The 25,235-nt window shown below is 73.1% G+C and carries 23 protein-coding genes; 10 read left to right on the forward strand and 13 right to left on the reverse strand.

Annotated elements, in window-relative coordinates; genetic code table 11:
- Positions 1–52 precede the first annotated feature (52 nt).
- The gene (locus ACFYZF_RS25575) at positions 53–2,269 is read left to right on the forward strand and encodes a HelD family protein (protein ID WP_387024964.1); all 2,217 of its coding nucleotides are present in this window, start codon (positions 53–55) and stop codon (positions 2,267–2,269) included.
- 14 nt (positions 2,270–2,283) lie between these two features.
- Here the strand turns inward: ACFYZF_RS25575 and ACFYZF_RS25580 are convergent, their stop codons facing one another.
- Positions 2,284–2,691, reverse strand: a complete 408-nt coding sequence (locus ACFYZF_RS25580) for a hypothetical protein (protein WP_387024857.1) — start codon at positions 2,689–2,691, stop codon at positions 2,284–2,286.
- Between the two features lie 235 nt (positions 2,692–2,926).
- Between ACFYZF_RS25580 and ACFYZF_RS25585 the strand changes: the two genes are divergently transcribed.
- Complete coding sequence (locus ACFYZF_RS25585; RefSeq protein WP_387024858.1) at positions 2,927–3,322, forward strand: hypothetical protein; 396 nt, start codon at positions 2,927–2,929, stop codon at positions 3,320–3,322.
- A gap of 61 nt (positions 3,323–3,383) precedes the next feature.
- On the opposite strand, the gene ACFYZF_RS25590 is transcribed toward ACFYZF_RS25585, so the two are convergent.
- The 3 genes from ACFYZF_RS25590 to ACFYZF_RS25600 form a co-directional block, all read right to left on the reverse strand.
- The gene (locus ACFYZF_RS25590; RefSeq protein WP_387024860.1) at positions 3,384–4,418 is read right to left on the reverse strand and encodes a sporulation protein; all 1,035 of its coding nucleotides are present in this window, start codon (positions 4,416–4,418) and stop codon (positions 3,384–3,386) included.
- Positions 4,419–4,626: 208 nt separating this feature from the next.
- Positions 4,627–4,875: a DUF397 domain-containing protein gene (locus tag ACFYZF_RS25595; RefSeq protein WP_387024862.1), complete on the reverse strand. Its 249-nt coding sequence runs from the start codon at positions 4,873–4,875 to the stop codon at positions 4,627–4,629.
- Positions 4,872–5,729, reverse strand: coding sequence for a helix-turn-helix domain-containing protein (locus tag ACFYZF_RS25600; RefSeq protein ID WP_387024864.1), 858 nt, complete (start codon positions 5,727–5,729; stop codon positions 4,872–4,874). The genes ACFYZF_RS25595 and ACFYZF_RS25600 overlap by 4 nt, the downstream gene beginning before the upstream one ends.
- A 438-nt stretch (positions 5,730–6,167) precedes the next feature.
- Between ACFYZF_RS25600 and ACFYZF_RS25605 the strand changes: the two genes are divergently transcribed.
- From ACFYZF_RS25605 to ACFYZF_RS25615, 3 genes are all read left to right on the forward strand, one after another.
- Complete coding sequence (locus tag ACFYZF_RS25605; RefSeq protein WP_387024866.1) at positions 6,168–6,425, forward strand: DivIVA domain-containing protein; 258 nt, start codon at positions 6,168–6,170, stop codon at positions 6,423–6,425.
- 98 nt (positions 6,426–6,523) lie between these two features.
- Positions 6,524–6,790, forward strand: coding sequence for a hypothetical protein (locus ACFYZF_RS25610; RefSeq protein ID WP_387024966.1), 267 nt, complete (start codon positions 6,524–6,526; stop codon positions 6,788–6,790).
- Positions 6,791–7,007: 217 nt separating this feature from the next.
- Positions 7,008–9,146: an alpha-galactosidase gene (locus ACFYZF_RS25615; protein WP_387024868.1), complete on the forward strand. Its 2,139-nt coding sequence runs from the start codon at positions 7,008–7,010 to the stop codon at positions 9,144–9,146.
- Positions 9,147–9,167: 21 nt separating this feature from the next.
- Here the strand turns inward: ACFYZF_RS25615 and ACFYZF_RS25620 are convergent, their stop codons facing one another.
- Positions 9,168–9,926, reverse strand: a complete 759-nt coding sequence (locus ACFYZF_RS25620; RefSeq protein WP_387024870.1) for an SDR family NAD(P)-dependent oxidoreductase — start codon at positions 9,924–9,926, stop codon at positions 9,168–9,170.
- 301 nt (positions 9,927–10,227) lie between these two features.
- On the opposite strand from ACFYZF_RS25620, the gene ACFYZF_RS25625 reads away from it, so the two are divergent.
- Positions 10,228–11,298 (forward strand): MerR family transcriptional regulator, encoded by a 1,071-nt coding sequence (locus ACFYZF_RS25625; RefSeq protein ID WP_387024872.1) that lies wholly within the window; start codon positions 10,228–10,230, stop codon positions 11,296–11,298.
- Between the two features lie 511 nt (positions 11,299–11,809).
- Here the strand turns inward: ACFYZF_RS25625 and ACFYZF_RS25630 are convergent.
- Positions 11,810–13,183: a cellulase family glycosylhydrolase gene (locus ACFYZF_RS25630; protein WP_387024874.1), complete on the reverse strand. Its 1,374-nt coding sequence runs from the start codon at positions 13,181–13,183 to the stop codon at positions 11,810–11,812.
- A 523-nt stretch (positions 13,184–13,706) separates the two neighbouring features.
- Here ACFYZF_RS25630 and ACFYZF_RS25635 point away from each other — a divergent pair.
- Together ACFYZF_RS25635 and ACFYZF_RS25640 are read left to right on the forward strand one after the other, a co-directional pair.
- Positions 13,707–14,669, forward strand: a complete 963-nt coding sequence (locus ACFYZF_RS25635; RefSeq protein ID WP_387024876.1) for a TIGR03557 family F420-dependent LLM class oxidoreductase — start codon at positions 13,707–13,709, stop codon at positions 14,667–14,669.
- Between the two features lie 44 nt (positions 14,670–14,713).
- Entirely contained in the window at positions 14,714–15,517 is an 804-nt protein-coding gene (locus ACFYZF_RS25640; protein ID WP_387024878.1) for an alpha/beta fold hydrolase, read from the forward strand.
- Between the two features lie 263 nt (positions 15,518–15,780).
- On the opposite strand, the gene ACFYZF_RS25645 is transcribed toward ACFYZF_RS25640, so the two are convergent.
- From ACFYZF_RS25645 to ACFYZF_RS25675, 7 genes are all read right to left on the reverse strand, one after another.
- A complete protein-coding gene (locus tag ACFYZF_RS25645; RefSeq protein ID WP_387024880.1) occupies positions 15,781–16,509 on the reverse strand; it encodes a hypothetical protein in 729 nt (242 codons plus the stop codon).
- Positions 16,510–16,585: 76 nt separating this feature from the next.
- Positions 16,586–17,377, reverse strand: a complete 792-nt coding sequence (locus tag ACFYZF_RS25650; protein ID WP_387024882.1) for an endonuclease/exonuclease/phosphatase family protein — start codon at positions 17,375–17,377, stop codon at positions 16,586–16,588.
- Positions 17,378–17,397: 20 nt separating this feature from the next.
- A complete protein-coding gene (locus tag ACFYZF_RS25655) occupies positions 17,398–18,888 on the reverse strand; it encodes a phosphatase PAP2 family protein (RefSeq protein WP_387024884.1) in 1,491 nt (496 codons plus the stop codon).
- A 79-nt stretch (positions 18,889–18,967) separates the two neighbouring features.
- The gene (locus tag ACFYZF_RS25660; protein WP_387024886.1) at positions 18,968–19,969 is read right to left on the reverse strand and encodes a YihY/virulence factor BrkB family protein; all 1,002 of its coding nucleotides are present in this window, start codon (positions 19,967–19,969) and stop codon (positions 18,968–18,970) included.
- Positions 19,962–20,966 carry a diacylglycerol/lipid kinase family protein gene (locus ACFYZF_RS25665; RefSeq protein WP_387024888.1) on the reverse strand — a complete coding sequence of 335 codons (1,005 nt, stop codon included), beginning with the start codon at positions 20,964–20,966 and terminating at the stop codon, positions 19,962–19,964. The genes ACFYZF_RS25660 and ACFYZF_RS25665 overlap by 8 nt, the downstream gene beginning before the upstream one ends.
- A gap of 135 nt (positions 20,967–21,101) precedes the next feature.
- The gene (locus ACFYZF_RS25670; protein WP_387024890.1) at positions 21,102–21,680 is read right to left on the reverse strand and encodes a Clp protease N-terminal domain-containing protein; all 579 of its coding nucleotides are present in this window, start codon (positions 21,678–21,680) and stop codon (positions 21,102–21,104) included.
- Positions 21,680–21,916, reverse strand: a complete 237-nt coding sequence (locus tag ACFYZF_RS25675) for a helix-turn-helix domain-containing protein (protein ID WP_387024892.1) — start codon at positions 21,914–21,916, stop codon at positions 21,680–21,682. Before ACFYZF_RS25675 ends, ACFYZF_RS25670 begins: the two co-directional genes overlap by 1 nt.
- A 244-nt stretch (positions 21,917–22,160) precedes the next feature.
- On the opposite strand from ACFYZF_RS25675, the gene ACFYZF_RS25680 reads away from it, so the two are divergent.
- On the forward strand, positions 22,161–24,161 hold the full coding sequence (locus ACFYZF_RS25680) for an endo-1,4-beta-xylanase (RefSeq protein WP_387024894.1): 2,001 nt from the start codon (positions 22,161–22,163) through the stop codon (positions 24,159–24,161).
- Positions 24,162–24,308: 147 nt separating this feature from the next.
- Positions 24,309–25,172 (forward strand): universal stress protein, encoded by an 864-nt coding sequence (locus ACFYZF_RS25685; RefSeq protein ID WP_387024896.1) that lies wholly within the window; start codon positions 24,309–24,311, stop codon positions 25,170–25,172.
- Positions 25,173–25,235: the final 63 nt, after the last annotated feature.

Below are 25,235 nucleotides of genomic sequence, written 5' to 3' on the forward strand. Positions count from 1 at the left end.
CGACGAGCTGCGGCACGACGACGAGATCGGCCCCGAGCAGGAGTACGTCTCCATGCTCTACGGCCGGCTGGACGGCATGCGGGAACAGGCCGCCCGGCGGCTGGCCGAGGAACTGCACACCACCGGCGGCACCCTCCAGGCCCGGTCGCAGCGGGACAGCTCAGTGCGGATGTACGCCGAACAGGTCGAGCAGTTCTCCGCCGTGGAGAACGGGCTCTGCTTCGGCCGACTGGACGCCGACGACGGCGCGCGCCACTACATCGGCCGAATCGGCATCTTCGACACCAGCGGCGACTACGACCCGCTGCTGATGGACTGGCGGGCGCCCGCCGCCCGGGCCTTCTACCTGGCCACCGCCGCCAACCCGCAGGGTGTACGGCGGCGACGTCACCTGCGGACCCGGCAGCGCAAGGTGACGGCCCTCAACGACGAGGTGCTCGACCTGGCCGCCGCCTCCCCCACCGCGCACGAGGAGCTGACCGGGGAGGCGTCGCTGCTCGCCGCGCTCACCGCCGGCCGGACCGGCCGGATGCGCGACATCGTCGAGACCATCCAGGCCGAGCAGGACCGGATCATCCGCGCCGACCTGCCCGGCACGCTGGTGGTCCAGGGCGGCCCGGGCACCGGCAAGACCGCCGTCGCCCTGCACCGCGCGGCGTACCTGCTCTACACCCACCGCAACGTGCTCTCCAGCCGGGGCGTGCTGCTGGTCGGCCCGAACGAGACGTTCCTGCGCTACATCTCGCAGGTGCTCCCGGCGCTGGCCGAGACGGGCGTGCTGCTGCGTACCCCCGGGGACCTTTTTCCCGGGGTCAGCGCCCGCCGGACGGAGCCGGCGGAGGCCGCGGCGGTCAAGGGCCGTGCCGAGATGGTGCAGGTGCTCACCGGGGCGGTGCGGGACCGGCAGTGGGTTCCCGACGAACCGCTGGAGATCGAGGTCGAGCGGGAGGTGCTGCGGCTGGACCCGGAGACCGTCCGGGCGGCCCGGGACCGCGCCCGCCGCACCGGTCGGCCGCACAACCTGGCCCGCGCGGTCTTCGACGTCGAGATCGCGCACGCCCTGGCCGACCAGGTGGCCGACCGGATCGGCGCGGACCCGCTGGGCGGGGAGAACCTACTCGACGAGGCCGACGTCGCGGAGATCCGCCGCGAGCTGCGCGAGGAGCCCGGGGTGCGGGCCGCGCTGGACCGGCTCTGGCCGGTGCTCACCCCGCAGCGGCTGCTCACCGACCTGTACGCCGACCCCGACCGGATCGCCGCCGCCGCGCCGGAGCTGACCGACGCCGAGCGGGCCCTGCTGCACCGCCGGCCGGGCGGCTGGACGCCGGCCGACGTGCCGCTGCTCGACGAGGCCGCCGAACTGCTCGGCGAGGACGACCGCACCGCTGCGGCCCGTCGGCAGCGCATCCGGGCTTTCCAACGCGAGTACGCCGAGGGCGTGCTGGAGATCGCCCGGGGCTCCCGCTCCATCGACGTGGAGGACGAGGCCGAGGGCGGCGAGATCCTCGGCGTCACCGACCTGCTGGACGCAGACCAGTTGCTGGAGCGCCAGGAGGAGTCCGACGGGCTGACCGCCGCCCAGCGCGCCGCCGCCGACCGGGGCTGGGCGTTCGGGCACGTGATCGTCGACGAGGCGCAGGAGTTGTCGCCGATGGCCTGGCGGCTACTGATGCGCCGCTGCCCGAGCCGGTCGATGACGATCGTCGGGGACGTGGCGCAGACCGGGGCGCTCGCCGGCACCCCGTCGTGGGCCGACGCGCTGGAGCCGTACGTGGCGCAGCGTTGGCGGCTGGAGGAGCTGACCGTCAGCTACCGCACGCCCGCCGAGATCATGACGGTGGCCGCCGAGGTGCTGACGAAGATCGACCCGAACCTGCTCCCGCCGCGCTCCGTACGGGAGAGCGGGGTGCCGCCGTGGGACCGCCGGGTCGCCGAGGACGCGCTGCCCCGCGAGCTGGCCGGGGCGGCGGTCGCCGAGGCGGCCGGGCTGGGCGACGGGCGGCTCGGGGTGATCGTCCCCGCCGGCCGGGTCGACGAGCTGGGCACCGCCCTGGTCGCGGCGCTGCCGGAGGCGGCCGTCGGCGAGCACCCGGAGCTGGAGAGCCGGGTGGTCGTGCTGACCGTCGGGCAGGCCAAGGGGCTGGAGTTCGACACCGTCCTGGTGGTCGACCCGGAACGGATCGTGGCCGAGTCCCCGCGCGGGCACAGCGACCTCTACGTCGCCCTCACCCGCGCCACCCAACGCCTGGGCATCCTCCGCCCCGCCTGAGGGGGCGGGGCGGGTTATTCGTCGGTGAAGTCGCCGACCTGGCTGGCGCTGCTCGACTGGTCACTCGTCGAGCCACCCGCCGGGGTGCTCAGGCCGCCCGTGGTGGCGTCGCCGGTGGTGGTCGGTGCGACCTTCCCCGGGTGCCGTTCCGGCTGCCGGGCCACCCGCCGGACGCTCGCCGGGCCGGCGGTACCGCCGGTCGTGGTCAGCGCGCCCTGGCCCCGGGTCGGGCCGCCGTCGCGCAGCACCTCCGGGTCGATCGGGACGTCCGCCGGGTCGCCCGGATCCTCCTCCTGGAGAACCCGCGTCTCGTCGGTCTGCGGCACGGTGACCTCGTCGAGGGCCCCCGGGCCGTACACCCCGCCGGCGATCCGTTGCTCGGCCTTGCGGGCGGACTCCCGCACCATGTCGTCCTCACGCACGTCCATCACCTCGCAGATCAGTCGGATCGCGCTGCGTGCCCGGGTGCCGGCCGACCAAACCCCACGCCAGACCCGCGCTGACGCCGCCATTAGAGGGCCGGCGGGTGTTACCTCGGCGGACCCCGGGGTAGTCGGGGGGTGCCCCCGCCGAGAAACGCCAACCGTGCCGTGGCCGAAACGCGGTAGCGGGGCGAGGGAGCGCAGGTAGGACTCATCGCATCCTGAGGAGGACAAGATGAGCACGCAGGCTGCATCCACCAGGTCGACGAACCGGCCCCAGGAAGCGCCGAACCGCGCGATGAACGACATGCCGAACCGCGCGATGAACGAAGCGCCCACCAGGCAGATGCCGATGATGCACGACGGGCATCGCGAGCCGATGCAGGCGCCGGGCACGGAGACCAAGCAGGCCTTCATGACGACGGAGTTCTGGGTCTACGTCGCCTCGGTGATCGGCGTGCTGGCCGCGTCGTACCTGGTCGGCAAGAACTCGGTCGGCGTGGACATCTTCCGCGCCCCGCAGGCCTGGTTCTTCATCACGCTGCTGACCATCGGTTACCTCGGTAGCCGGGGTCTGGCCAAGGCCGGCAGCAGCTTCCGCAGCGGCACGGAGCGCAAGAGCCGTCACTGACGGCACCGAGTAGCACGGTGGCCCTCCGGGAATCTCCCGGAGGGCCACCGTCGTTCCTACGTCACTCCTCGTCGCCGCCGAAGCCCCAGTCCTCGGCGAAGTCGCCCTCGACCGCGTCCTCGATCATCTCGCCGGCGACCATCCCGCCGACCGCGCCGAGCGCCGCGCCCGCGACGATGCCGCCCATCCCGCCGCCCCGGCCGTGGCCGCCGTGCCCGTGGCCGCCGTGCCCGTGCTGCATCGGGTACCCGTGCGAGGCCCCGTAGCCGGGGGGCGCACCGAAGCCCTGCGGTGCGCCGAAGCCCTGCGCGCGCAGGCCGCCGTAGCGGGACGTGGTCTCCTGGAGCCAGCCGTCGACGACCTGCGCCCAGTCGACCCGGTCGGCGTCCGTGTGCGCGACGCTGTACCGGCCGAAGACGTCGTGGCCGGCACTGAGGAAGCCGCCCCGCTTGTCGCACTCCAGCACCACGTCGATGCCGTGGGGGCTGGTCACGAAGGTCAGCTCAACCTCGTTGATGACCTGCGCGTACTGCGGCGCGGCGAAGAACTCGATCTCCTGGTAGAACGGCAGCGTCTGCTGCGTGCCACGGATGTGGCCGCGCTCCAGGTCGGCACCCTTGAACCGGAAGCCGAGCCGGGCGAAGGCGTCCAGGATGCGCTCCTGCACCGGCAGCGGGTGGACGTTGACCTGGTCGAGGTCGCTCTTGTCGACCGCCCGGGCCACCGCCACCTCCGTGCGCAGCCCCATCGTCATGCCGTGCAGGCGCTGGCCGTACACGTCGGTGATCGGGGTCTCCCACGGCATCGGCAGCTGGAAGGGGATCGAGAGCTGCTGCTTCGGGGCCAGCTCGAACGCCCCGGCGACCGGCAGCCGGTGGAACTCCATCACACCGGCGTACTCGCTGTCACCGCTCTCCATCTCGACCCGGGTGACCAGGCCGACGACGATCTGCTCGATGGCCGCCGACGCGTCGCCGCCGACCAGGTTGACCTTGCCATCGAGGGCGAGCCCCGGCCGGGTGTTCGGGTTGGCAAGGACGGTGTCCACACTGGGACCGCCGACACCGAACGCGCTCAACATCTTCTTGAAGACCATCGCCACTCCCGTAGACGGGCGCGCGCTCCACCCTGGAGCGTCGCAGCTCACGCAGGTGACCGTAACCACCCGCGCTGTGAAGTGCCTGTGAAGGCCCAAGGCGTGTCCCCGGCGGCAGGGTTCCTTCCGGGGCGCTTTGGAGCTGCCCCGTCCATGCGCCCGGCCAGACCCGAAAGGGCCTGGCCGCACGCATGAGGCTGGTGCCGAGTCAGTGTGTCCGGCGGTCGGCAGCAACATGAAGGACGGCGACGTCGAACTCGCCGTCCTTCACGCCGCCGACGAAGGCCGCCCACTCGTCGGCGGTGTAGACGATCGTCCCCGCGTCCCGCGCCTTGCTGTGCCGGACGGCCACGCGGCCGGATCCGTCGAGCACCGGCCCCGCCTCCACGCAGCTCCCACCGTTGTCATTGCTTTTGGTGCTGATGTGCCACGCCACCGGCGGCAAGGTCTCATTCATGACATGTCCTCCGCGATCGTAGCGATCAGCTCTGCCGACTCAGCTTCGCCGAGTGCGGCTTTCACAAGCCGATCGTACGCGTCTACGAACCGTTTCGATTTCGGCGCTTCCACATAGAGCCGCCCACCCAGGTTCTCCAGATAGGCGACCTCCGGGTAGGGAGAGGGAAGTGTGAAGAGGGTAAAGGTGCCGTCCATACCGGCGTGCAGGGAGAGTTCGGCAGGGAGCACCCGCACGTCGATGTTCCTGCGACGGATCAATTGAGTGAGCTGGTGAAGCTGGTCGGCCATCGTTGCCCGACCGCCGACGGGGCGGCGCAGGACAGCCTCGTCGAGGACCGCCGCGACGCGGGTGGGCCCGTCGAGCACTCGCTGCCGCTCAATTCGGAGTTCCACCCACCGCTCTATCGTCGGCTCGGGGACCCCCGGTTCTGCGGCGTTGCGAATGACGGCCTCTGCGTATGTCCGCGTCTGAAGCAGACCGGGCAGCAGGAGAGCGTTGTAGGAGCAGATGCTCTCGGCTCGGTCTTCCAGCCAGGGGTACTGGATGAAGGACGAGTCGACCACGTCGCCGTAGTCCTCGTCCCAGCGGTCGGTGCGCCAGACCTCCTCGGCCAGGGTGAGCAGCCGGGCTCGCTCTGCGGCGTTGTGGAAGCCGTACAGGTCGAGCAGGGCCGTGACGTCGCCCTTGCGAATGGGCCAGTCCGCCCGCTCGTAGCGGCCCAGCGCCGACATGTCGCGTTGTAGGTGCTCCGACACGAGCTTCAACGTCATGCCCCGCGCCTCACGCAGCGCCCTCAACTGCTGGCCGAGCCATTGTGCGCGCAGCGTCCGAACGAACGGCTTGTGCGGCATGATCCACCTCTCGAAAAAAGTTGGCGAGCCCGCGAAGGAACCATTGCTCCAGTTCGAGCCCACTGGAAACGTGGCCTTCGGGTGAGGGTGATCGCCGACCCCCGGGGACGCCCGGTGCAAGCACGGCAACCGCGGCTGTGCCAACAGCCGAGAAGGTGACGAGAGACGGCTTCGCGTGTGGCAGACGCATACCGGTTCTCGTCGGGTCTCAACATGGAGCCGCGTTCCGCGCGCATTCCGGCTCCGACCGACTTGATGAATACCTATCACGGCCAGCTGGGTCTTCGCGACCCTGACCTGTCCGGAAATCAGCACCAACCACCGGCAGCCCGGTGAGCCGTACTCGCCGATTGAGGCTGCGGTCGCCGGGCGGGGCGGCCCTTCCCGGAACTTTCCCTCCGCCAGGGCCGCCCCATCCACCAACCATGGAGGCGACCGATGACCCGAGGGACCGTCTACGGCGGCGCACCACCGCTGCGGCTGCACCCGAGACACGTCCGCGACCGCCAGTTCGCCGCCGTCGGCTTCGGCCGCCGGGGGCTCGACCCCCGGGAGGTACGGCGCTTCCTGCACCGGGTCGCGCTGGAACTGGCCGCGCTGAACCAGGACGTGACCCGACTCAGCGAGGAGAACGCCCGGCTCAAGCGGGCGCTGCGCGACTGGCAGGGCACCCAGGCCCGACGGTGCCAGTCGTGACCCAGGGACCGGCGCTCCCTCCGGCCGGTGTCTTCGCGGCGCTGCCCCGGGCCGCCGTCGAGGCGTTCACCGGGGCGGACGATCCCGTGCCCCGTCACGTGATCCATCTGCCGGTGGCGGTCGCCGACCTGGCCGAGGCGCTCCGCTTCGCGTACACGTTGACCCGGTCGCTGTCGTCGCTGCCGCAGGTCGAGGCAGGCGGCACCACCGTCTCCGCCGAGGACGCCCAGCACGTACGACACTGGGTGTTCTGCGACCGGATCTTGCCGGGCCGCCGGCGCTGCGCCCGCCGGGCCGACCACGACGGGCCGTGCGACCCGACGGGCCCTGGATCTGAGAGAACACCGCGAGGTTGCTCGACTTGATCGTCGCTGTCCTCGACACCACGACCCCGAGTTGGTCAGGGTTGACAGCGCCGAACGGGCGGGTAACTTGAGCCGCCTAGGACTTTCATGGCAGTCGATCTTTACGGACAACGACCTCTCTCGGCCGGCTCCGGGCTGGTCGCGATCCCCACCTGGGGAACTTCTTCCTGTCGCGGAAGCAGTTCGCCCGGAGCCTCATGCTGGGAGCGTCCAAGGGATGACGATCGTCCACCTGCGCCGGGCGCGGACCAGCCTGGTGCTCGACGCGCGCGGGCCGTGGCTACCCCGGGTCGCGCACTGGGGCGCCGAACTCGGCCCGCTCGCCGCCGACGACCTGTCCGCGCTGGTCGACGCGGGCGTCGCGCCGGTGGTACCGAGCAGCTTCGACGCGCCGACCCTGCTGTCCCTGCTTCCCGAGGCCAGCGCCGGCTGGAGCGGCCGGCCGGGGCTGGCCGGGCACCGCGACGGCGGCGACTGGTCCACCGCGTTCCGGCTCGACACCCTCGACGTGACCGACGACGACCCGACCGGCTCCGCCCGGGTCACCGTGGCGGCGACGGACCCGGCCGCCGCACTGACGCTGACCGTCACCGTCGAGCTGGACCCGACCGGGCTGGTGCTGCTGCGGCACACGCTGCGCAACGACGGCGACTCCCCGTACGAGCTGCGGGAACTGACCCCGGTGCTGCCGGTGCCGGCGGTCGCGGTCGAACTGTTCGACCTAACCGGCCGGTGGTGCCGGGAACGCAGCCCGCAGCGGCACCCGTGGCCGATGGGCGCGTGGGTCCGGGAGGGCCGACACGGCCGGACCGGGCACGACGCGACGCTGCTGCTGGCCGCCGGGACGGCCGGGTTCGGGTTCCGACACGGCGAGGTGTGGGCGGTGCACACCGCGTGGAGCGGCGACCACGTCACCGTCGCCGAGCGGCGGCCCACCGGTGAGTCGACGCTCGGCGGCGGGGAGTTGCTCGCCCCGGGCGAGGTGCTGCTCGCCCCAGGCGCGTCGTACACCACTCCCCTGCTCTACGCGGCCTGGTCCGGTGCCGGGCTGGACGGGCTCAGCGACGTGCTGCACGCCCACCTGCGGGCCCGGCCGGGACATCCCCGCTCCCCGCGTCCGGTGACCCTCAACGTGTGGGAGGCGGTCTACTTCGACCACGACCTGGACCGGTTGCGGGCCCTCGCCGACCACGCGGCGCGGATCGGGGTGGAACGGTTCGTGCTCGACGACGGGTGGTTCCGGGGCCGCCGGCACGACTGGGCCGGGCTCGGTGACTGGCACGTCGACGAGACCGTCTGGCCGCACGGGCTGCAACCGCTGATCGACCACGTGCGGGGCCACGGCATGCAGTTCGGCCTCTGGGTCGAGCCGGAGATGGTCAACCCGGACTCCGACCTGTTTCGCGCCCACCCGGACTGGGTGCTGTCCGCGCCCGGCCGGCTGCCGCCCGAGTGGCGACACCAGCAGGTCCTCGACCTGGCCCGCCCCGACGCGTACGACCACCTGCTCGGGCTGCTCGACGCGCTGCTCACCGGGCACGACGGCATCGCGTACCTGAAGTGGGACCACAATCGGGACCTCACCGAGGCCGGCCACGCCGGGCGGCCGGGAGTGCACGCGCAGACCCTCGCCGTCTACCGGCTGCTCGACGAGCTGCGCCGCCGCCACCCGGGGGTGGAGATCGAAAGCTGCTCGTCCGGCGGCGCGCGGGTGGACCTGGAGATCCTGCGCCGCACCGACCGGGTCTGGGCCAGCGACTGCAACGACGCCCTGGAGCGGCTGGCCATCCAGCGCTGGACCGGGCTGCTGCTCCCGCCGGAGCTGGTCGGCAGCCACGTGGGGCCGGAACGCTCGCACACCACGGGCCGGGTGCACGAGCTGGGGTTCCGGGCCGCCACCGCGCTCTTCGGCCACTTCGGCATCGAGTGGGACATCAGCGCGGTCGGCTACGTGGAGCGGACCGAACTGGCCGCCTGGGTGGCGTTGTACAAGCGGCTGCGCCCGCTGCTGCACTCCGGGCGGGTGGTCCGGGTCGACCACCCGGACCCGGCCGTCTGGGCCCACGGCGTCGTCGCCGCCGATGGTTCCCGGGCGGTGTACGCCGTAACGCGGCTGGCCACCTCGGTCGCCCAGATTCCGGGCCCGGTGCGGCTGCCGGGGCTCGATCGGGCCCGCCGGTACGCGGTGCGGCCGGCTGCCGGCGTGCCGGAGCCGGCCGTGTTGCAGCTCGCCGAGCCCGGTTGGCTGCCCGGCGGGGTCACCCTGCCCGGCGTGGTGCTGGGGTCGGTCGGCCTCCAGCTTCCCGCCCTGCACCCCGAGCAGACCCTGCTGCTGGAGGTCGACGCGATCGGCTGAGGCCCGCCGCCGCCCGCCGATTCAGGAGGTCCAGCCTCCGTCGGAGGCGACGACGGCCCCGTTGACGTTGATCGCCTCGTCGGAGCCCAGCCAGCAGACCAGCGTGGAGACCTCGGCGGGCGTGGCCATCCGGGTGACCCGTCCGAACGACCGCTCCAGACGCTGGTACGCCCACGGAACCTTCGGTGCGGCGCTGCGGCCGATGTTGGTCTGGACGCCGCCGGGGCAGACCGCGTTGGCCCGAACGCCGTCCTCGGCGTACAGGTTGGCGATCGAGCGGGTCAGGCCGACCAGCCCGTGCTTCGAGGAGACGTACGCGCTGCCTGCGACCGCTCCGGTGAGACCGCCGATGGAGGCGACGTTGACGATCGAACCCCGGCCCCGCGTCGTCATCAGCGGCAGCATGGCCCGGCACAGCCGCATGGGACCAGTGAGGTTCACCGCCAGGACACGGTCCCAGGTGGCGTCGTCCAGTTCCGTGACGGGGAGGAAGTGGTCCATGACCCCCGCCACGTTGGCCAGCAGGTCGACGCGTTGCTCCGGCAGCGCGGCGACGATCCGGTCGACGTCGGCCTGCACCGTGATGTCGGCGACGATCATCGTCCCGGGGTGGCCGTCCTCCTCCATGAGCTTGGTGGTCGTGGCGAGACCCTCGGCGTCGACGTCGCAGCCGATGACCGTGGCTCCCTCCGCCGCAAGCTGCTGGGCGACCGCCTGCCCGATACCCGATCCGGCTCCGGTCACGACCGCGACCCGTCCGGCGAAACGCTGCTCGCTCATGATCATTCTTCCTTCCCCGGCCCCCGCGGCGGGCTCATCCGTCCATGTCCCGTACGGGAAACCTCTCCTTCCATGCTGTCAGGAGAGGCTGCGACCCGCAGGGCCGAAAGCCCCGGGCGGGTGGAGGCGAAGGGCGCGATCTTCGCGGCGGGTGGGGTCGAATGACGCGCTTCGGCACAGCACCGCCGACCGCTCCAGCCGCCGGACCGGCCGGCCCGGCCCCGCGCTTGACCTTGCCCCTCGGGGAGGCCCCAGCCTGGCTCGTGCCGGTCGCCGCGACCGGCACGAGGAGGATGTCGATGTGGCGCTGCTGACCATCGGGGCGTTCGCCAGGGCGGTACGCCTGACGCCGAAGGCGTTGCGGCTCTACGACGAGGTGGGGCTGCTGCACCCGGCCGCGGTCGATCCCGAGTCGGGGTACCGGCTCTACGCCCCGGACCAGGTGGAACAGGCCCGGCTGATCGCCGCGCTCCGCCGCATTGGCATGCCGCTGGCCGAGATCCGCACCGTCTGCGGGCTCCGGCCCGCGGCGGCGGCCGAGGCGGTCGACGCGTACTGGCGGCGGGTCAGCGCCGACACGGCGGCCCGGGGTCGCCTCGTCACCCTCCTCGTCGACGTCCTGTCCGAAGGGAGCACCACCATGTCCGATCCGCCCCCCGCCCTCGGCATCCGCCACGCTGCCCGCTGCGACACCGGGGCCTTGCGGGACAGCAACGAGGACGCCGCGTACGCCGGCGAGCGGTTGCTGGCCGTCGCCGACGGGATGCGCGGCCCGGGCGGCGCCGCCGCGAGCGCCGCCGCCATCGCCGCCCTCCGACCGCTGGAACTGGCCGACGTGCCGGCCGCCCAACTGCTCACGCTGCTGGCCGGCGCGGTCGCCGACGCCGACCGTGCCGTGCGCGAGGCTGCCGAGGCGGAGCACCGGCCGGTCACCACCCTGACCGCGCTGCTGCGCTCCGGTTCCCAACTGGCGCTGGTGCACATCGGCGACACCCGGGCGTACCTGCTACGCGGGGGCGAACTGTCCCCGCTGACCCGGGACCACACCTACGTGCAGTCGCTGGTCGACCAGGGCAGGCTGGACCCGGCCGGGGCCGCCGCGCACCCGCAGCGGGCTCTGCTGGCACGGGCCCTCGGCGCCGGTGGGGCCCACGTCGAGGCGGACCTGGCGCTGCGCACCGCTGTCGAAGGGGACCGCTACCTGCTGTGCTCCGACGGGCTCTCCTCGGTCGTCGACCGGGCGGCGCTGCACTCCGCGCTCGCGGCGGGCGACGAACCCGACCGGGTCGTGGCGCGGCTGGTCGAGCTGGCCCACGCCGCCGGGGGGCCCGACAACATCGCCTGCGTCGTCGCCGACGTCGTGGCGGCCTGAGGGCCGGTATCGAAGTCCACCGTGCGAGCTTCGACGGCAGGGCAGGCCGTGGCGCGGTATCGCGCCGCGGCCTGCCCTGCCGTCCAGGTGGTGGGCCAGGATGCCTGGCATGTCACCAACTCGCCCCTTTGCTCTGCTGCCGTCACCGCAACACCAGCACCGCGCAGCCGCTTCACCACACAGCCTGAGCCTCGCGCAGCCGCTTCACGCCCCGGGACAGCACGTATCTAGACGGCCGGAAGCGTCACGCTCCGCGAGCGTTGCACAGGGGGCAGCAGAGCAAAGGCGGTCATGCAGGTGCCACCCGCAGATCGGCGCCGACGCCAGCGCCTGAGTCGACGTCGGCGCCAGCGCCCCAACCGACGTCAGCGCCTGCGGACGGCACCAGCACCGGGACCGGCGCCGCGAATCGGCGTGCCGGCGTGCCGGAAACGGGAGCGGCCGGGTCCACGTACCCGAAAGGAGGGTGGCCGGGTCCGCGCGGACCCGGCCACCGGGGGTGGTACGAGGGTCAGCTCGCCGTGCAGGTGACGGCGGGGACGGTGTTGGTGCCGCCCGAGCTGCCGATGAAGCCGAAACTGGTGCTGGCCCCGGCATCGAGCCTGCCGTTGTACGCCACGTTGCGGGCGGTCACGGCCGACCCACTGCTGGTCACCGTGGCGTTCCAGGACTGGGTGACGGCCTGGCCGTTGGCGTAGGTCCACCTCGTCGTCCAGCCGTTGATGGCGGCGGAACCGGCGGTCACCTTGACCTCGCCCTGGAAGCCGCCCTGCCACTGGTTGACGATCGTGTACGTCGCCGTGCAGCCGCCGGTGGGCGGCGGAGTCGTGGGCGGGGGCGTGGTGGGCGGGGGCGTCGTCGGCGGCGGCGTGGTGGGCGGCGGAGTCGTCGGGGTGGGCCCGCCGTACACCGACGCCTCCTTCGAGGTCGCCCTGATGCCGTTGGCGCCGTTGAAGATCCGCTGCCCCCAGGTGGTCAGGGCGGCCGGGTTGAAGTTGGTGGCCATGTCGAGGTATTCGACGCCGCCGCCGTTGCCGCTCCACGACCAGCCCAGGTAGCCGATCCCGTTGGCCTGGCTGTACGACAGGATGGTGTCCTCGTCGGGGTTGCCGTCGGAGTGGTCGAAGCCGAACTCGCCGACCACGATCGGCAGCTTGGCGGTGCGGAACCGGCCGAGGTAGTCGGTGATCTCCGCGGCGGTGTCGAAGACGCCGTACATGTGGATGGAGAAGACGGTGTTCTTCTGCGGGTCGGCCGCGAAGACCGACGCTGCGTTGTCGCGCATGGTGAACGACCAGTCCTGGCCCCAGTTCGGAGCGTCGACCATGATGGTGTGCGTCAGGCCGGCGGCGCGCAGCCGCTTGATCGCGTTGGCCGAGTCGGTGGCCCAGGTGCCGTAGCCCTGGTTGCCGTACGGCTCGTTGCCGATGTTGACGATGACGTACTTCTCCTGGCCGGCGAGGGCGCTGGAGATGCTCAGCCAGTAGTCGACGGCCCGGTCCAGGGTGATCGCGCCGCTCTGCTCGCCATAGCCGGTGGTGTCGTGCACCTCCAGCACGCAGATCAGCTTGTTGGCCTTGCACAGCGAGATGACATTGGCGACGTCGGCGGTGTCGTTCTTGGCCCAGCGGTCGCCGCTGGCCAGCACCACCCGCACGGTGTTCGCGCCGAGCGCCTTGACGTTGGCGAAGGAGCTGGTCTGCTGCGCGTACCAGGTGTGGGCGTGGTTGACGCCCCGCATGACGAACTCGGTGCCGTTGGCGTCGTACAGCTTGCCGTTGGCTACGGAGAAGCCGGCGGCGGCGTGCGCCGGCTGCCCGAAGGCGAACACGGCGGCGAGAACCGTCAGCAGGGCGACGCCCGCGACGGAGAGACGTTTTCTCATGGCCTTCCTCAGGGAGGGGTCCCCCCGTGCCCAGGCGGGGGTGCGGTGGTGGTGACGTAGAAGGCGACTGGCCCGTCAGCCGCCCGTCCGGCTCCCGGCGGCGCAGGGATCAGCGTAAGCCGATGTCCCGTCCGGAGCAACCGGTTCAGTGAGTGACCGGCGGACGCCGGGCCCCGTGGCGGGCCCGCGCGCCTGCGGCACCCCCACGGGCTCTGCTGGGCGATCGGCTACCCCTCCCGAAGCCCTTTCATCCCCACCGCGACCCGCCGACGATCCCACGGCCCATCAACCCTGAACCGGTTAATGCGTGGCTCTGTCCTCCCGCCCGTTCACGGAAAGAGTGGCCATCCCCGCCGGAATGACCACTCTTTCCCGGAAAATGCGGCGCGGGGTAGGGCGGGAGCGGGAGCGGGCGCTGGCGGGCACGGGGCGGGGGGTAGGCGCGGGGCGAAGCGGATCCGAGGGTTGGCGACGGGCGGTCGGGGTATCCGGGGATGATCGGAAGAGCGAAGGAGATGTCGCGATGGTCAACGTCGGTTACACCCTGATGTGCGAGCAGGCCGGCCCCAAGGAGTTGGTGGACCACGCGGTGCGTGCCGAGGCTGCCGGCTTCGACCAGCTCGTGATCTCCGACCACTACTACCCCTGGCTGGACTCCCAGGGCCACGCCCCGTACGCCTGGTCGGTGCTCGGCGCGGTCGCCCACGCCACCAGCCGGGCCGAGCTGATGTCCTTCGTGACCTGCCCGATCCGCCGCTACCACCCCGCCGTCGTGGCGCAGAAGGCCAGCACGATCGGGGTGCTCTCGGACGGCCGGTTCACTCTCGGCCTGGGCGCCGGGGAGAACCTCAACGAGCACATCGTCGGCGGCTGGCCACATGTGCAGCAGCGGCACGAGATGTTCGAGGAGGCGTTGCAGATCATCCGGCCGCTGCTCAACGGCGAGACGTTGACCTTCTCCGGCAACCACTACGACGTCCCCGACGCGTACGTCTGGGACCGGCCCGGCCGGCCGGTGCCGATGGCCGTCGCCGCGTCCGGCCGGCAGTCGGCGACGCTGGCCGCCGACTACGCGGACGGGATCGTCGCCACCGAGCCGGACCCGCACATCATCCAGATGTACGACGAGGCGGGCGGCGCGGGCCAGCCCCGGTACGGCCAGGTGGCGATCTGCTACGGCCCGGACGAGGCGGAGTGCCGCAAGATCGTGCACGACCAGTTCCGTTGGTTCGGGTTGGGCTGGAAGGTCAACGCCGACCTGCCCGACCCGGACTCGTTCGCCGCCGCGAGCCAGTTCGTCCGCGAGGACGATGTCGCCGAGGGGATCTCCTGCGGCCCGGACACCGACCGGCACGTGGAGGCGTTCAAGAAGTTCGTCGACGCCGGCTTCACCCACGTCGCGCTCGTCCAGGTCGGCGGCGACACCCAGCCGATGTTCCTGGACTGGGCCCGGGAGGAACTACTCCCCCGACTCCGCGAGCTGTGACGGCGACGGTCCGGCCGAGGGGCCCGTCCGCTGCGGTCCCGTCGGTGGGGTTCTCCCCGGCGCAACTGCGGCTCGCCCTGGCCGCCCCCCGGCCCGCCGCCGGGCTGACCAGCGAGTGGCGGCTGGTCGACGGCCTGCGTACGCACACCCGCCGCACTGCCGACACGCGCACCGGGGCCCCACCCGTGGTGCTGGTGCACGGGCTGGCGGTGTCGCACCGCTACCTCACCCCGCTGGCCCTGGCGCTGGCGAGCACCCATCCGGTGTACGTGCCGGACCTGCCCGGCTTCGGACTCAGCGCCCACCCGTCCAGCACGTACGACGTGACCCGGCACGCCGAGCACCTGGCGGCGTGGCTGACCGCGTACGGGCTGCCGCCCGCGTGTGTGCTGGGGCACTCGTTCGGCGCGGAGGTGGCCGCCGCGCTGGCCGCCCGCCACCCCGGGCGGGTCCGGGCGCTGGTGCTGGCCGGGCCGACCAGCGATCCGGCCGCCCGCACCCGGCGGGGACTGTTCGGCCGCTGGCTGGCCGACACCCTGCGCGAGGCGCCATTGCAGACCCCGGTCCTGCTCCGCGACGTCTGGGACGCCCGCCCTCCGCGGGTGTACGCCACCCTCTCGCACTCGGTGCGCAACGCGATCGAGGCGGACGCCGCCCGGGTTGCCGCGCCCACCCTGGTGATCGCTGGCTCCCGCGACCCGGTGGCACCGGCCGCCTGGCGGGACCAGCTCACCCACCTGGTGCCGGACGCCCGCACGGCTGTCGTCCCGGGCGCCGCCCACAATGTCGCCACCACCGCCCCGGCCGAGGTCGCCGCAGCGGTACGCGCCCTGCTCGCTCCGCACTAGGACAAGGACCGCCATGCGCATCGGCAACACGGAGATCCGCCCGCTCGGCGGTGGTCTCGGCTGTCTCCTGATGATCCTCTTCTCGGTCCTGGCCTCGATCGCCCTGACCGTCCTCCTCAACCTCCTCAGCTAACCCCCCACCCCACCCCCGTCTCCCGCGATCTTGCACTTGCGGCCCCCGTGATGAGGCTTTTGCCCCTTTGGCCGGGGCCCGAAGTGCATGATCGACGGGGTTTCGGGGGTGGAGAGGGGTCTGGGGTGGGTTAGCGGCGGAGGCCGAGGGCGGTCAGGAGGTCGCGGGTGGCTTCCCGGATCGGGGTCAGGATCGAGTCGCGGAGCCAGCGGGCTGTCGGGGTGACCGTGGCCCGCCAGGCGGCGCGCAGGGCCAGGCCGAGCGGGACGGCGGTGTGCCGCCACAGCCAGCGCACGGCCAGGCCGAGCGGGACGGCCGTGTAACGCCACAGCCAGCGCACGGCCAGGCCGAGCGGGCGGAGCAGCAGCCGGTAGAGGAAGTTGACGATGCGGCCTGTGAGCCGCCAGGCGTACCCGAGGGCATCGGCCACCAGCCGCAGCAGCCACCACAGCCCGCGCCCGACGGCGGCCAGCGCCGGGCCGAAGGCCCGCATCAGCAGCCGCACCAGGGGCACCAGCACGTTGCGGATCAGCCAGTCGGCCGCCCCCACGAGCAAGCGCGCCACGGGTCGGACCAGCGTCCGGAAGACCCAGACCAGCGGGTGCCAGAGCAGGTGCTTCGTCAGCCACACCAGCGGTATCCAGACCAGCCGGTGCAGGAGCCAGGCAAGCGGGCGCAGCACCCAGGCCCGCAGGGCCCGGCCGAGCGGGCTGAGCAGCCAGCGGGCCAGCCACCGGGCGGAGCCGACCAGCAGTTCCCAGACCAGCCGTACGGGCAGCACCACGACCAGGGCCACCCCCCGGGCGATCACGGCGAGCAGCGGATGCGGTTCCGGTTGCCCGGTCGGGGCGGTGTTCACGGGCCGAGCGTAGAAAGCCCCGGCAAAGGTGATCGCCCCGGGAGGGCACGCCGGGCCGGGGCGCGGGGCGTGCCGGTCAGGCCGGGCTCAGGTCGAGCTCGGCGAGCACCGGATAGTGGTCGGAGGCGTACTCGGTGTCGCCGCCGCGCCGCACCTCGCAGGACCGGACCAGCCGGGCCAGTGCGCGGGTGCCGAAGAGGTAGTCCAGCCGCATGCCGGAGAACTCGGCGCCGCCGCCGTGCCGGGTCGGTGCCGTCAGCCCCTCGTCGGCGGGCCCGCGCGCGGCGTACAGGTCGACCAGCCCGGCGGCGACGAGTCGGGCCACCGCCCGGGTCTCCACCGTCCGGCCGTCCCGGCGCAGGTGACGGCGGCGGTACGCGGGCGGCAGCCGGGCGACCCGGGCGGAGTGGTCGGTGCCCGGGTCGAGGGTGTTCAGGTCCCCGGCCAGCAGCGCCAGCTCCCCGGGTGCCCGGTGGACGGCGGCGGCCAGCCAGCCGGCCTCGATCCGCCGCCGCAGCCCGGTGTACGGGTCGAGGTGGGCGGCGAACACGGTGAACGGGCCGGCGTCGGTGGCCACGGTGACCCGTACGGCGGCGTGGTGGAACGGGCGGCGGACCGGGCCCGCCGCGAGCACCCGCAGCGGCGCGCGGGCCAGCACCGCCACCGGCTGGCCGAGGCAGGAACGGGCCAGGTACGGCCGCATGCCCACCTCGGCGGCGAACCCGGCCAGCACGTCGCCGGAGTCGAAGCCCCGCAGTTCCTGGACGGCCAGCAGGTCCGGCCGCTGCGCGGTGACGGCCCGGGCCACCTGGTCCAGCCGGCCGGGACCTGTCCGGTCCCGGCCGCCCGTCCTGATGTTCCAGGTCATCACCCGCAGCATGACGCGGGTCAGTCCGGCCGGCCGGCCTTGGCCAGCTCGTCGTCCAGCTCGTCGACCTGCTCAGAGGAGATGGCCGGCCGATTGCCCTCGGCCACATCGGCGTTGGGGCGGATCGCCCAGTAGAGCAGGCCGATCCACAGGGCGCTGAGCAGGATCGCGCCCATGAAGTCGGTGGGGTGGTGCATGCCCCGGTACATCCGGGAGGTGGCCACGCCGACCGGCATGATCACGGCCAGGGCCACGAAGATCCACCGCCACCAGCGGTCGGTACGGGGGAACACGATGACCGCGATGGCCAGCCAGATGCAGATGGTGGCGGCGATGTGCCCGGACGGGAACGACGAGGTGGGCATCTGCCCGTCCAGGTTCTCCACCGGCGGGCGGGGCCGGTCGACGACGTGGGCGGAGGCGAGGAAGAGGGTCAGCTCGCCGAACATCGCCAGCGCCACGAAGAGCACCGGCCGCCAGCGCCGCCACACGGCGAGCACCAGCGGGCAGAAGACCAGCGAGACGATCAGGATCGCGTGGGTGTCGCCGAGCTTGCTCCACCACCAGCTCACGTCGGTCAGCGTGTCGGTGTGCCGCTCGGCGAACCAGCGCGGGACCTCGGTGTCCAGGGTGCCGAAGAAGGTGTCCTTGGCGTGGTAGCTGACGAACGTGCCGAAGGCGTACAGGGCGCCGAACACCAGCACCCAGCCGACCAGCAGCTCGGCGACGGTGGAACGGGGGTGCTCCAGCACGTGCTCCTCGGCCGGGGCGGGGGCGATGTCGTGCCCCGCCTCGGGCTCCAGGCCCTCGGTCAGCGGCGGCACCGGCCGGCCGCGCTCGCGCCGCCACAGCCGGAAGGCGTACGCGGTGACGCCCAACCAGGCCGCGCCGAGCAGCCAGCCGCCGATCACGTCCGAGACGTAGTGCACGCCCAGCGCGATCCGGGTCAGCCCGATCAGCGCCACCAGCATCGCGGCGATGGCGATCGCCGGCTTGCGCCAGCGGGGCGCGATGGCCGGCAGGAACACCAGCAGCAGCGCCCCGTACGCGACGAACGAGCCGAGGGCGTGCCCGCTGGGGAAGCTGTTGCCGGGGGCACTGGCGATCGGCACGTCCACCACCGGGCGAAGCCGACCGACCAGGGCCTTCAGCGACGGGTCGAGGATCAGCCCGCCGACCCCGGTGATGATCAGGTAGACGGCCAGCCGGGCCTGACGCCGGATCAGCAGCCCGATCACGGCGACGCTGACCAGCCAGATCAGCACCGGCCGCCCGCCGAGATCGGTGATCGCCTGAAGCACGGTCACCAGGGCGCCGTGCGGCGCGACGAGCCCGTTGAACCACTCCGCGACCTCGTGGTCGGCGTCGTTCAGCGGGCTCCAGCGGAAGCGTACGAGCATCAGCAGCAGGCCGAAGGCGACCCCCGCGCCGGCGACGGCCGCCAGCCCGGCGATGCTCCGCTCAGCGAAATGGCCGAGTGGTCGCCGCACCACCTCTTTGACCGCGGTCATCCCGCACCTCCCTTGTCTGTCCTGGCGAGGCGGTTTACCCGGTTCGGGCGGCGCGTACACCGGGGGTGTCGCCGACGGGTCAGAGCGAGGTCATCTCGCCGGTGTCGTGGATCTCCTCGCGCTCGGCCTCGGGCTGCCACCGGTCCGGCTGGGCCGGCTCCTGCACGCCGATCCGCATCGCTTCGAGCTGGGCGGCGAAGGCCAGCCCGCCGAACAGCGCCATCCCGGTGAGGTTGGCCCAGAGCAGCAGCGCCATCATCCCGGTCAGCGCACCGTACGTCTGGCCGAACCCGTCGCTGACCTGCACGTACGCGGCGAGCAGCAGGCTGGCCAGCCACCACAGCGCGGTGGCGATGCCGGCGCCGAAGAACAGCCAGGACAGGCCGGGCTGGTTACGCCGGGGCGCGTGCCGGAACAGCAGGGCCACGGCGAGCACGGTCAGCCCGAGGCTCAGCGGCCAGCGGACCACCCCCCACGCGCCGTGGGCGAACTCGCCCCACTCGTAGTGCCGCCGCACCGAGTCGCCCATCGCCCCGCCGCCGACGAGGATCAGGAAGCCGGTCAGCGCGGGGACGCCCGCGACGACCGCGAGCACGGCGGCGCGCAGGTACTTCCACAGCGCCGGACGGTCCCGCTCGACGCCGTAGATCCGGTTCGCGCCCCGCTCGATCTGTGCCATGGTGGTGGTGAGCGCGACGAGGCCGGTGAGCAGGCCGAGGGTCAGCGCCAGCTCGCCGGCGTCCTCGGTGCGCTCGCTGTCGACCAGCAGGTCCTGCACCATCGCGTCGCTCTGCCCGGGGGTGAGGGCGAGGACGGTGTCGGCGACCACCTCGCCGCCCGCGTCGGCGCCGAGGTCGGTGATCAGGCCGGTGAGGGCGATCAGGAACGGCACCACGGCGAGGCAGAGCTGCAACGCGAACGCCCGGGAGTGGCTGAACCCGTCGCCGTAGCGGAACCGGACGAACGCGTCCCGCAGCAGGCACCAGCCGCCCTGCCGGCGCAGGGTGTGCCAGGCGTCGTCGGCCGACAGCTCCTGGTCGGACATCAGCCGGGTCTCCGGCACCATCTTCGTGCTACTCACGGCGCGCGTCCTCGACCAGCTCCTCGCCCCGCTCCCCGGCTGCGGACGCGTCGACGGCGAGGTCGGGCGTCTCCTCGGGCTGCGGCACGCAGAGCCACAGGGCGCGGGGACGGATCTCCGCCACGAGCCGCCGGCCGGGGGCGATGAGATCGCCGTCCAGCTCGCGCGGCTGGGCCCGGTTGCTGGTGATCTCCACCCTGCGGGCGCGGAAGACCTCCATCCGGGGGACGCTGCCCCGGCGGCGGGCCAGCGCCCAGCCCATGGCCAGCCAGTGCCGCAGCGTGCGCGGGGTGAGCACCGCGACGTCGAGCCAGCCGTCGTCCGGTTCGGCGTCGGTGAGCAGGGTCACCCCGCCCTGGAGCCGGCCGACGTTGGCGACCAGCACCGAGCGGGCCCGGCGGCGCAGCGGCGGCCGGTCGTCGATGCGGATGGAGACCCTCATCGGCCGGTCCCGCAGGTGCCGGGCGGCGCCCACGACGTACGCGGGCCAGCCGATGCGGGCCTTGGTGGTCTCCGAGGTGGCGTCGAGCATCTGGGCGTCGAAGCCCATCCCGGCCATCACGGTGAAGTAGTTGTCCTCGACCTCGCCGACGTCGAGCTGCCGACGGCCGCGCTCGACGGCCACCTCCAGCCCGGCGGCGAGGTCGGTGGAGAGGCCGAGGTTGGCGGCGAGCAGGTTGCCGGTGCCCTGGGGCAGGACGGCCAGGGCCACGTCGGTGCCGACCAGGCCGCTGACGCAGGACATCACGGTGCCGTCCCCGCCGCAGGCGAAGACCACGTCGACGCCCGCCTTGACGGCCTCCTCGGTCTGACCTCGGCCCGGGTCGTCGGGGGTGGTCTCGAACCACAGCGGCTGGGGCCAGCCGGCGGCGGTGAGGGCGGCATCGACGGTTTCGCGCAGCTCGTCGAGATCGGTCACCTTCACCGGGTTGACCACCACCGCGGAGCGCAACCCGCCGACGGCGGCGGTCGAACGCGTGTCCTGCTCAGCATCCACGGCGCCAGTGTGCAGCAACTCCGACCGGGCGGCGACCCGGCGACCGGTGAGGTTGCGCGCATCGAAAACAGGTTTGCGGGGAGGGAGGTGCCACTTTCGTCCACCGGAGGCCGGGAAGGGCCCCTCCCTCCCCTGCTAGGCCGCCATCCGCAGGGCGGCCTCCACCCGGCGACGCAGGTCGGCCAGGTCGAGCCCGGCCTCGGTGAGCACCAGGGCGGCCGTCCCGCTGGCCTCGCGGAACAGGCCGAGCAGGATGTGCTCGGTGCCGATGTGCCGGTGCCTCAGCCCGAGCGCCTCCCGCAGCGCCAGCTCCAGCACCTTCTTCGCCCGTGGCGAGAACACTCCGCCGGGCTGCTGCCGGCGGAGCCAGCGGCGGCGCGGGCCCGGGACGGCGGCGCGCAGCGCGTCGGGGCCGAAGGACTCCTCGACGCGGGCGACGACGGCGGAGAGGTCGATGCCGATCTCGCGCAGCGCGGCGACGTCGGCCTCGGCGAGCCCCACCCCGCCGTCGACGGTGTGCCGGGCCACGGCGGCGCGCAGGTCGTCGGCGCGGATGCCGGCGTCGCGCAGCAACCGTGCCGCGAGGCTGTCGGCGTCGGCGAGGACGGCGAGCAGCAGGTGCTCGGTGTCGACCCGGCGCCGGCCGGCGGCCCGCGCCTCGTCGCGGGCCGCCCGGACCACCTCGCGGGCCCGGTTGGTGAACCGTTCGAACATCACGCCTCCCAGGAGCTCGGGGCCGCCGGTCGCCCGGCGTGCTTCTTGTGGACCGCCTGCCGGCTGACCTCGAGGGCGTCGGCGATCTCCTGCCAGGACCAGCCCTGTCGTCGGGCGTTGTCCACCTGGACCACCTCCAGCCGTTCGAGGAGCCGGCGCAGGGCGCGCACGGCGCGCAGACCGACCCGGGGATCGGTGCTGCCGGCCGCCGCCGCTAGTTCCGTCGCCTGACTCATGCCGTCAACTTACATTGACAGCACCCCGCATGTCAACAAAAGTTGACGCCTGGCGCGCGGGCCGGGCCCCGCGTAGCATCGACGCGCATCGACGGCGTCCCGGGTGGACGCCGCCGTCCGTGGAGCAGGACACGCGACCGGCATGTGGGCTCATGCCGGCCCCGCCGCGCGTCCGCTCGCCCGTTCCCGGCCACCGGCCGACGGCGGGCGCGCGCACCCCGAACCCCACGGAAGGAAGACACCCATGCGCGCTGTCGCCACGCGCCGCCGCCTCGCCACCGGCGGCCTGCTGCTGGCCCTGGCCGCCCTCACCACCGCCGTGCCCCTGACCACCGCCCCCGCCCGCGCCGCCGACCCGGTGATCGTGGTCGCCGACACCTTCGAGGACGGCACCGCCACCGGCTGGGGCCCCCGGGGCGGCGAGACGGTCGCCCCGAGCACCGCCGTCGCCCACGCCGGCACGTACAGCCTGCTCACCTCCGGCCGCACCAGCAGCTGGCAGGGGCCGAGCCGGAACCTGCTCGGCACCCTCGACAAGGGCACCCGCTACACGCTCTCGGTCTTCGTCCGGCTCCCCGCCGGGCAGGCCGCCACCCAGGCCAGGCTCAGCGTCCAGCGCAGCACCGGCGGCACCGCCTCGTACGACCAGGTGGTCGGGGCCACGACCGTGACGGCGGACGGCTGGACCGAGCTGCGCGGCGGCTACACCCTCGCGTACGACGTCGAGTCCCTCGCCGCGTACGTCGAGACCGTCAGCGGGACCGCCCCGCTGCACGTGGACGACCTCACCGTGTCGTACGTCCCGGCGCCCCCGGTGCAGACCGACATCCCGGCCCTGAAGGACGTGCTCGCCGACGACTTCCCGATCGGCGCGGCGATCGAGATGGCGCAGGTCGGCGGGGCGCACGCGACCCTGCTGCGCCGGCACTTCGACTCGGTCACCCCGGGCAACTCGCTCAAGTGGGACGCCACCGAGCCGGCCGAGGGCCAGTTCCGGTTCACCGACGCCGACGCGCTGGTCGGCTTCGCCACCGGCAACTCGATGGCGGTGCGCGGGCACACCCTGGTCTGGCACCAGCAGACCCCGGCCTGGGTGTTCACCCGCGCCGACGGCACCCCGATGACCGCCACCGCCGAGGACCGGGCGCTGCTGCTGAGCCGCCTGGAGAACCACATCCGCACCGTCGTGGGCCGGTACGGAGACCGGATCGGCACCTGGGACGTGGCCAACGAGGTGATCGACGAGAGCCAGGCCGACGGGCTGCGGCGCAGCCGGTGGTACGAGATCAGCGGGCTGGACTACCTGCGCACCGCGTTCCGGGTGGCCCGCGAGGTCGCCCCGACCGCGAAGCTGTACGTCAACGACTACAACACCAACGTGCCGGCCAAGCGCGACAAGCTGTACGCGCTGGTCGCCCAGCTCCGGGCCGAGGGGGTGCCGGTCGACGGCGTAGGCCACCAGATGCACGTCAACGTGAACTGGCCGTCGCTGTCCGAGACCGAGGCGATGATCCAGAAGTTCGTGCCGCTCAAGGTCGAGCAGCAGATCACCGAGATGGACGTGAGCATCTACACCGACGACAGCCAGTCGTACCCGAGCCCGCCGGCGAACCTGCTGCGCACCCAGGCGTACCGGTACCGGGACTTCTTCGACCTGTACCGCCGTTACGCCGGCGAGCTGACGTCGGTGACCCTGTGGGGGCTGGCCGACGACGACACCTGGCTGGACGCCTTCCCGGTGACCCGCAAGGACGCGCCGCTGCTTTTCGACACCCAGCTCCAGGCGAAGCCCGCGTACTGGGGCATCGTCGACCCGTCGAGGATAGACGCGACGGCATCGCCGAGTCCGACCGTTTCGCCGACCGTCAGCCCGACGACGAGCCCGACCGGCACCGCCAGCCCGAGCCCGACCGGCGGCACGGGGCAGCTCTGCCGGGTCGGGTACGCGGTCACCAACCAGTGGCAGGGCGGCTTCCAGGGTGCGCTGAGGATCACCAACACCGGCAACCAGACGGTCGACGGCTGGACGCTGCGCTGGGCGTTCCCCGACGGGCAGAAGGTCACCCAGCTGTGGAACGGCGGATACCGGCAGAACGGCTCGGCCGTCGAGGTGACCAACCCGGGCTGGGGCGCGCGACTTCCCGCCGGCGCGACGGCCGAGGTGGGCTTCCTCGCGAGCTGGACCGGGCAGAACCGGGTACCGGCGGCGTTCTGGCTCAACGGGGTGCCCTGCACCGTCGGCTGACGGCGACCGGCATCTACCGCACCGTCGCCCCGTCCGGCCCACCGCGCGGGCGGTCGGTCCGATCCCGGCCCGGTGGCAGGCCGCCGCGACTACGCTCGGTGCAGGCAAGGTGGATCCGCCGCGCGTCGCCGGAGGAGGTGAGGCCGGATGGCCGCGATCGCCGACGTGCCCGTGGTGGCCGCGATCGGTTCGTCGGACGACGACGCCCTCCAGGTCGTCCGGCTGGCCGCCCGAGACGCCGCGAACCACGGCCGCCCGCTCAGCCTGCTGCACGCGTTCAACTGGGCGGCGGCCCTGGAGGTGCCCTCTGAGGCCGGCCCGCGCGCCGAGGCCGAGGACCTGATCGAGCGGGCCACCGCGGTGGCCCGCGAGGTGGAGCCGGAGCTGCCCGTGTCCGGGGAGATCGTCGAGGGCTCCCCGCTGGCCGCGCTGATCCGTCGCTCCGATTCGGCGTTCCTGGTCGCCGTCGGGGACGGCGGGATGTCCCGCTGCGATGACTGCATCCCCGCCGACGCCCTGGCGGTACAGCTCGCCGCCCAGGCCGGCTGCCCGGTGCTGGTGGCGCGCCCCGAGCCGCCGCCGCAGGGCCCGGTGCTGGTCGGCGTCGACGGGTCGGTGAGCTCCCGGACGGCGCTGGGGTTCGCCTTCGACTACGCCGCCCGCCGGTCGGCCCCGCTGCTCGCCGTCCGGGTCACCGAGCCGGCGCGAACGGTCGGGGGCGGCGACCCGGCCGGGTCCGCTGAGGACGCTGGCGCCGAGCTGGCCGACGCGGTGGCCCGGTACGGACGGCGGCACCCCTCGGTGCGGGCCGAGTGCCACAGCGTCGTCGGCGACCCCGGTGACGTCCTGGTCGACCGGTCCCGCTCGGCGCAGCTCGCGATCGTCGCCGGCAGGGGGGACGAGCCGCTGCGCGGCATGCTCGGCGCGGTCAGCCAGTCACTGCTCTACCACTCCCCCGCCCCGGTCATCGTCGTCCGTGGACTCGTCTCCACCGCGCCGGACGGGGCATGACGCCCACGCGTCCCGGGGCCGGACGCCCTCGCGTCCCGGGACCAACGGCCCTGCTCGCTCCCC

Source organism: Micromonospora sp. NPDC001898 (genome assembly GCF_042891255.1).
GTDB lineage: Bacteria > Actinomycetota > Actinomycetes > Mycobacteriales > Micromonosporaceae > Micromonospora.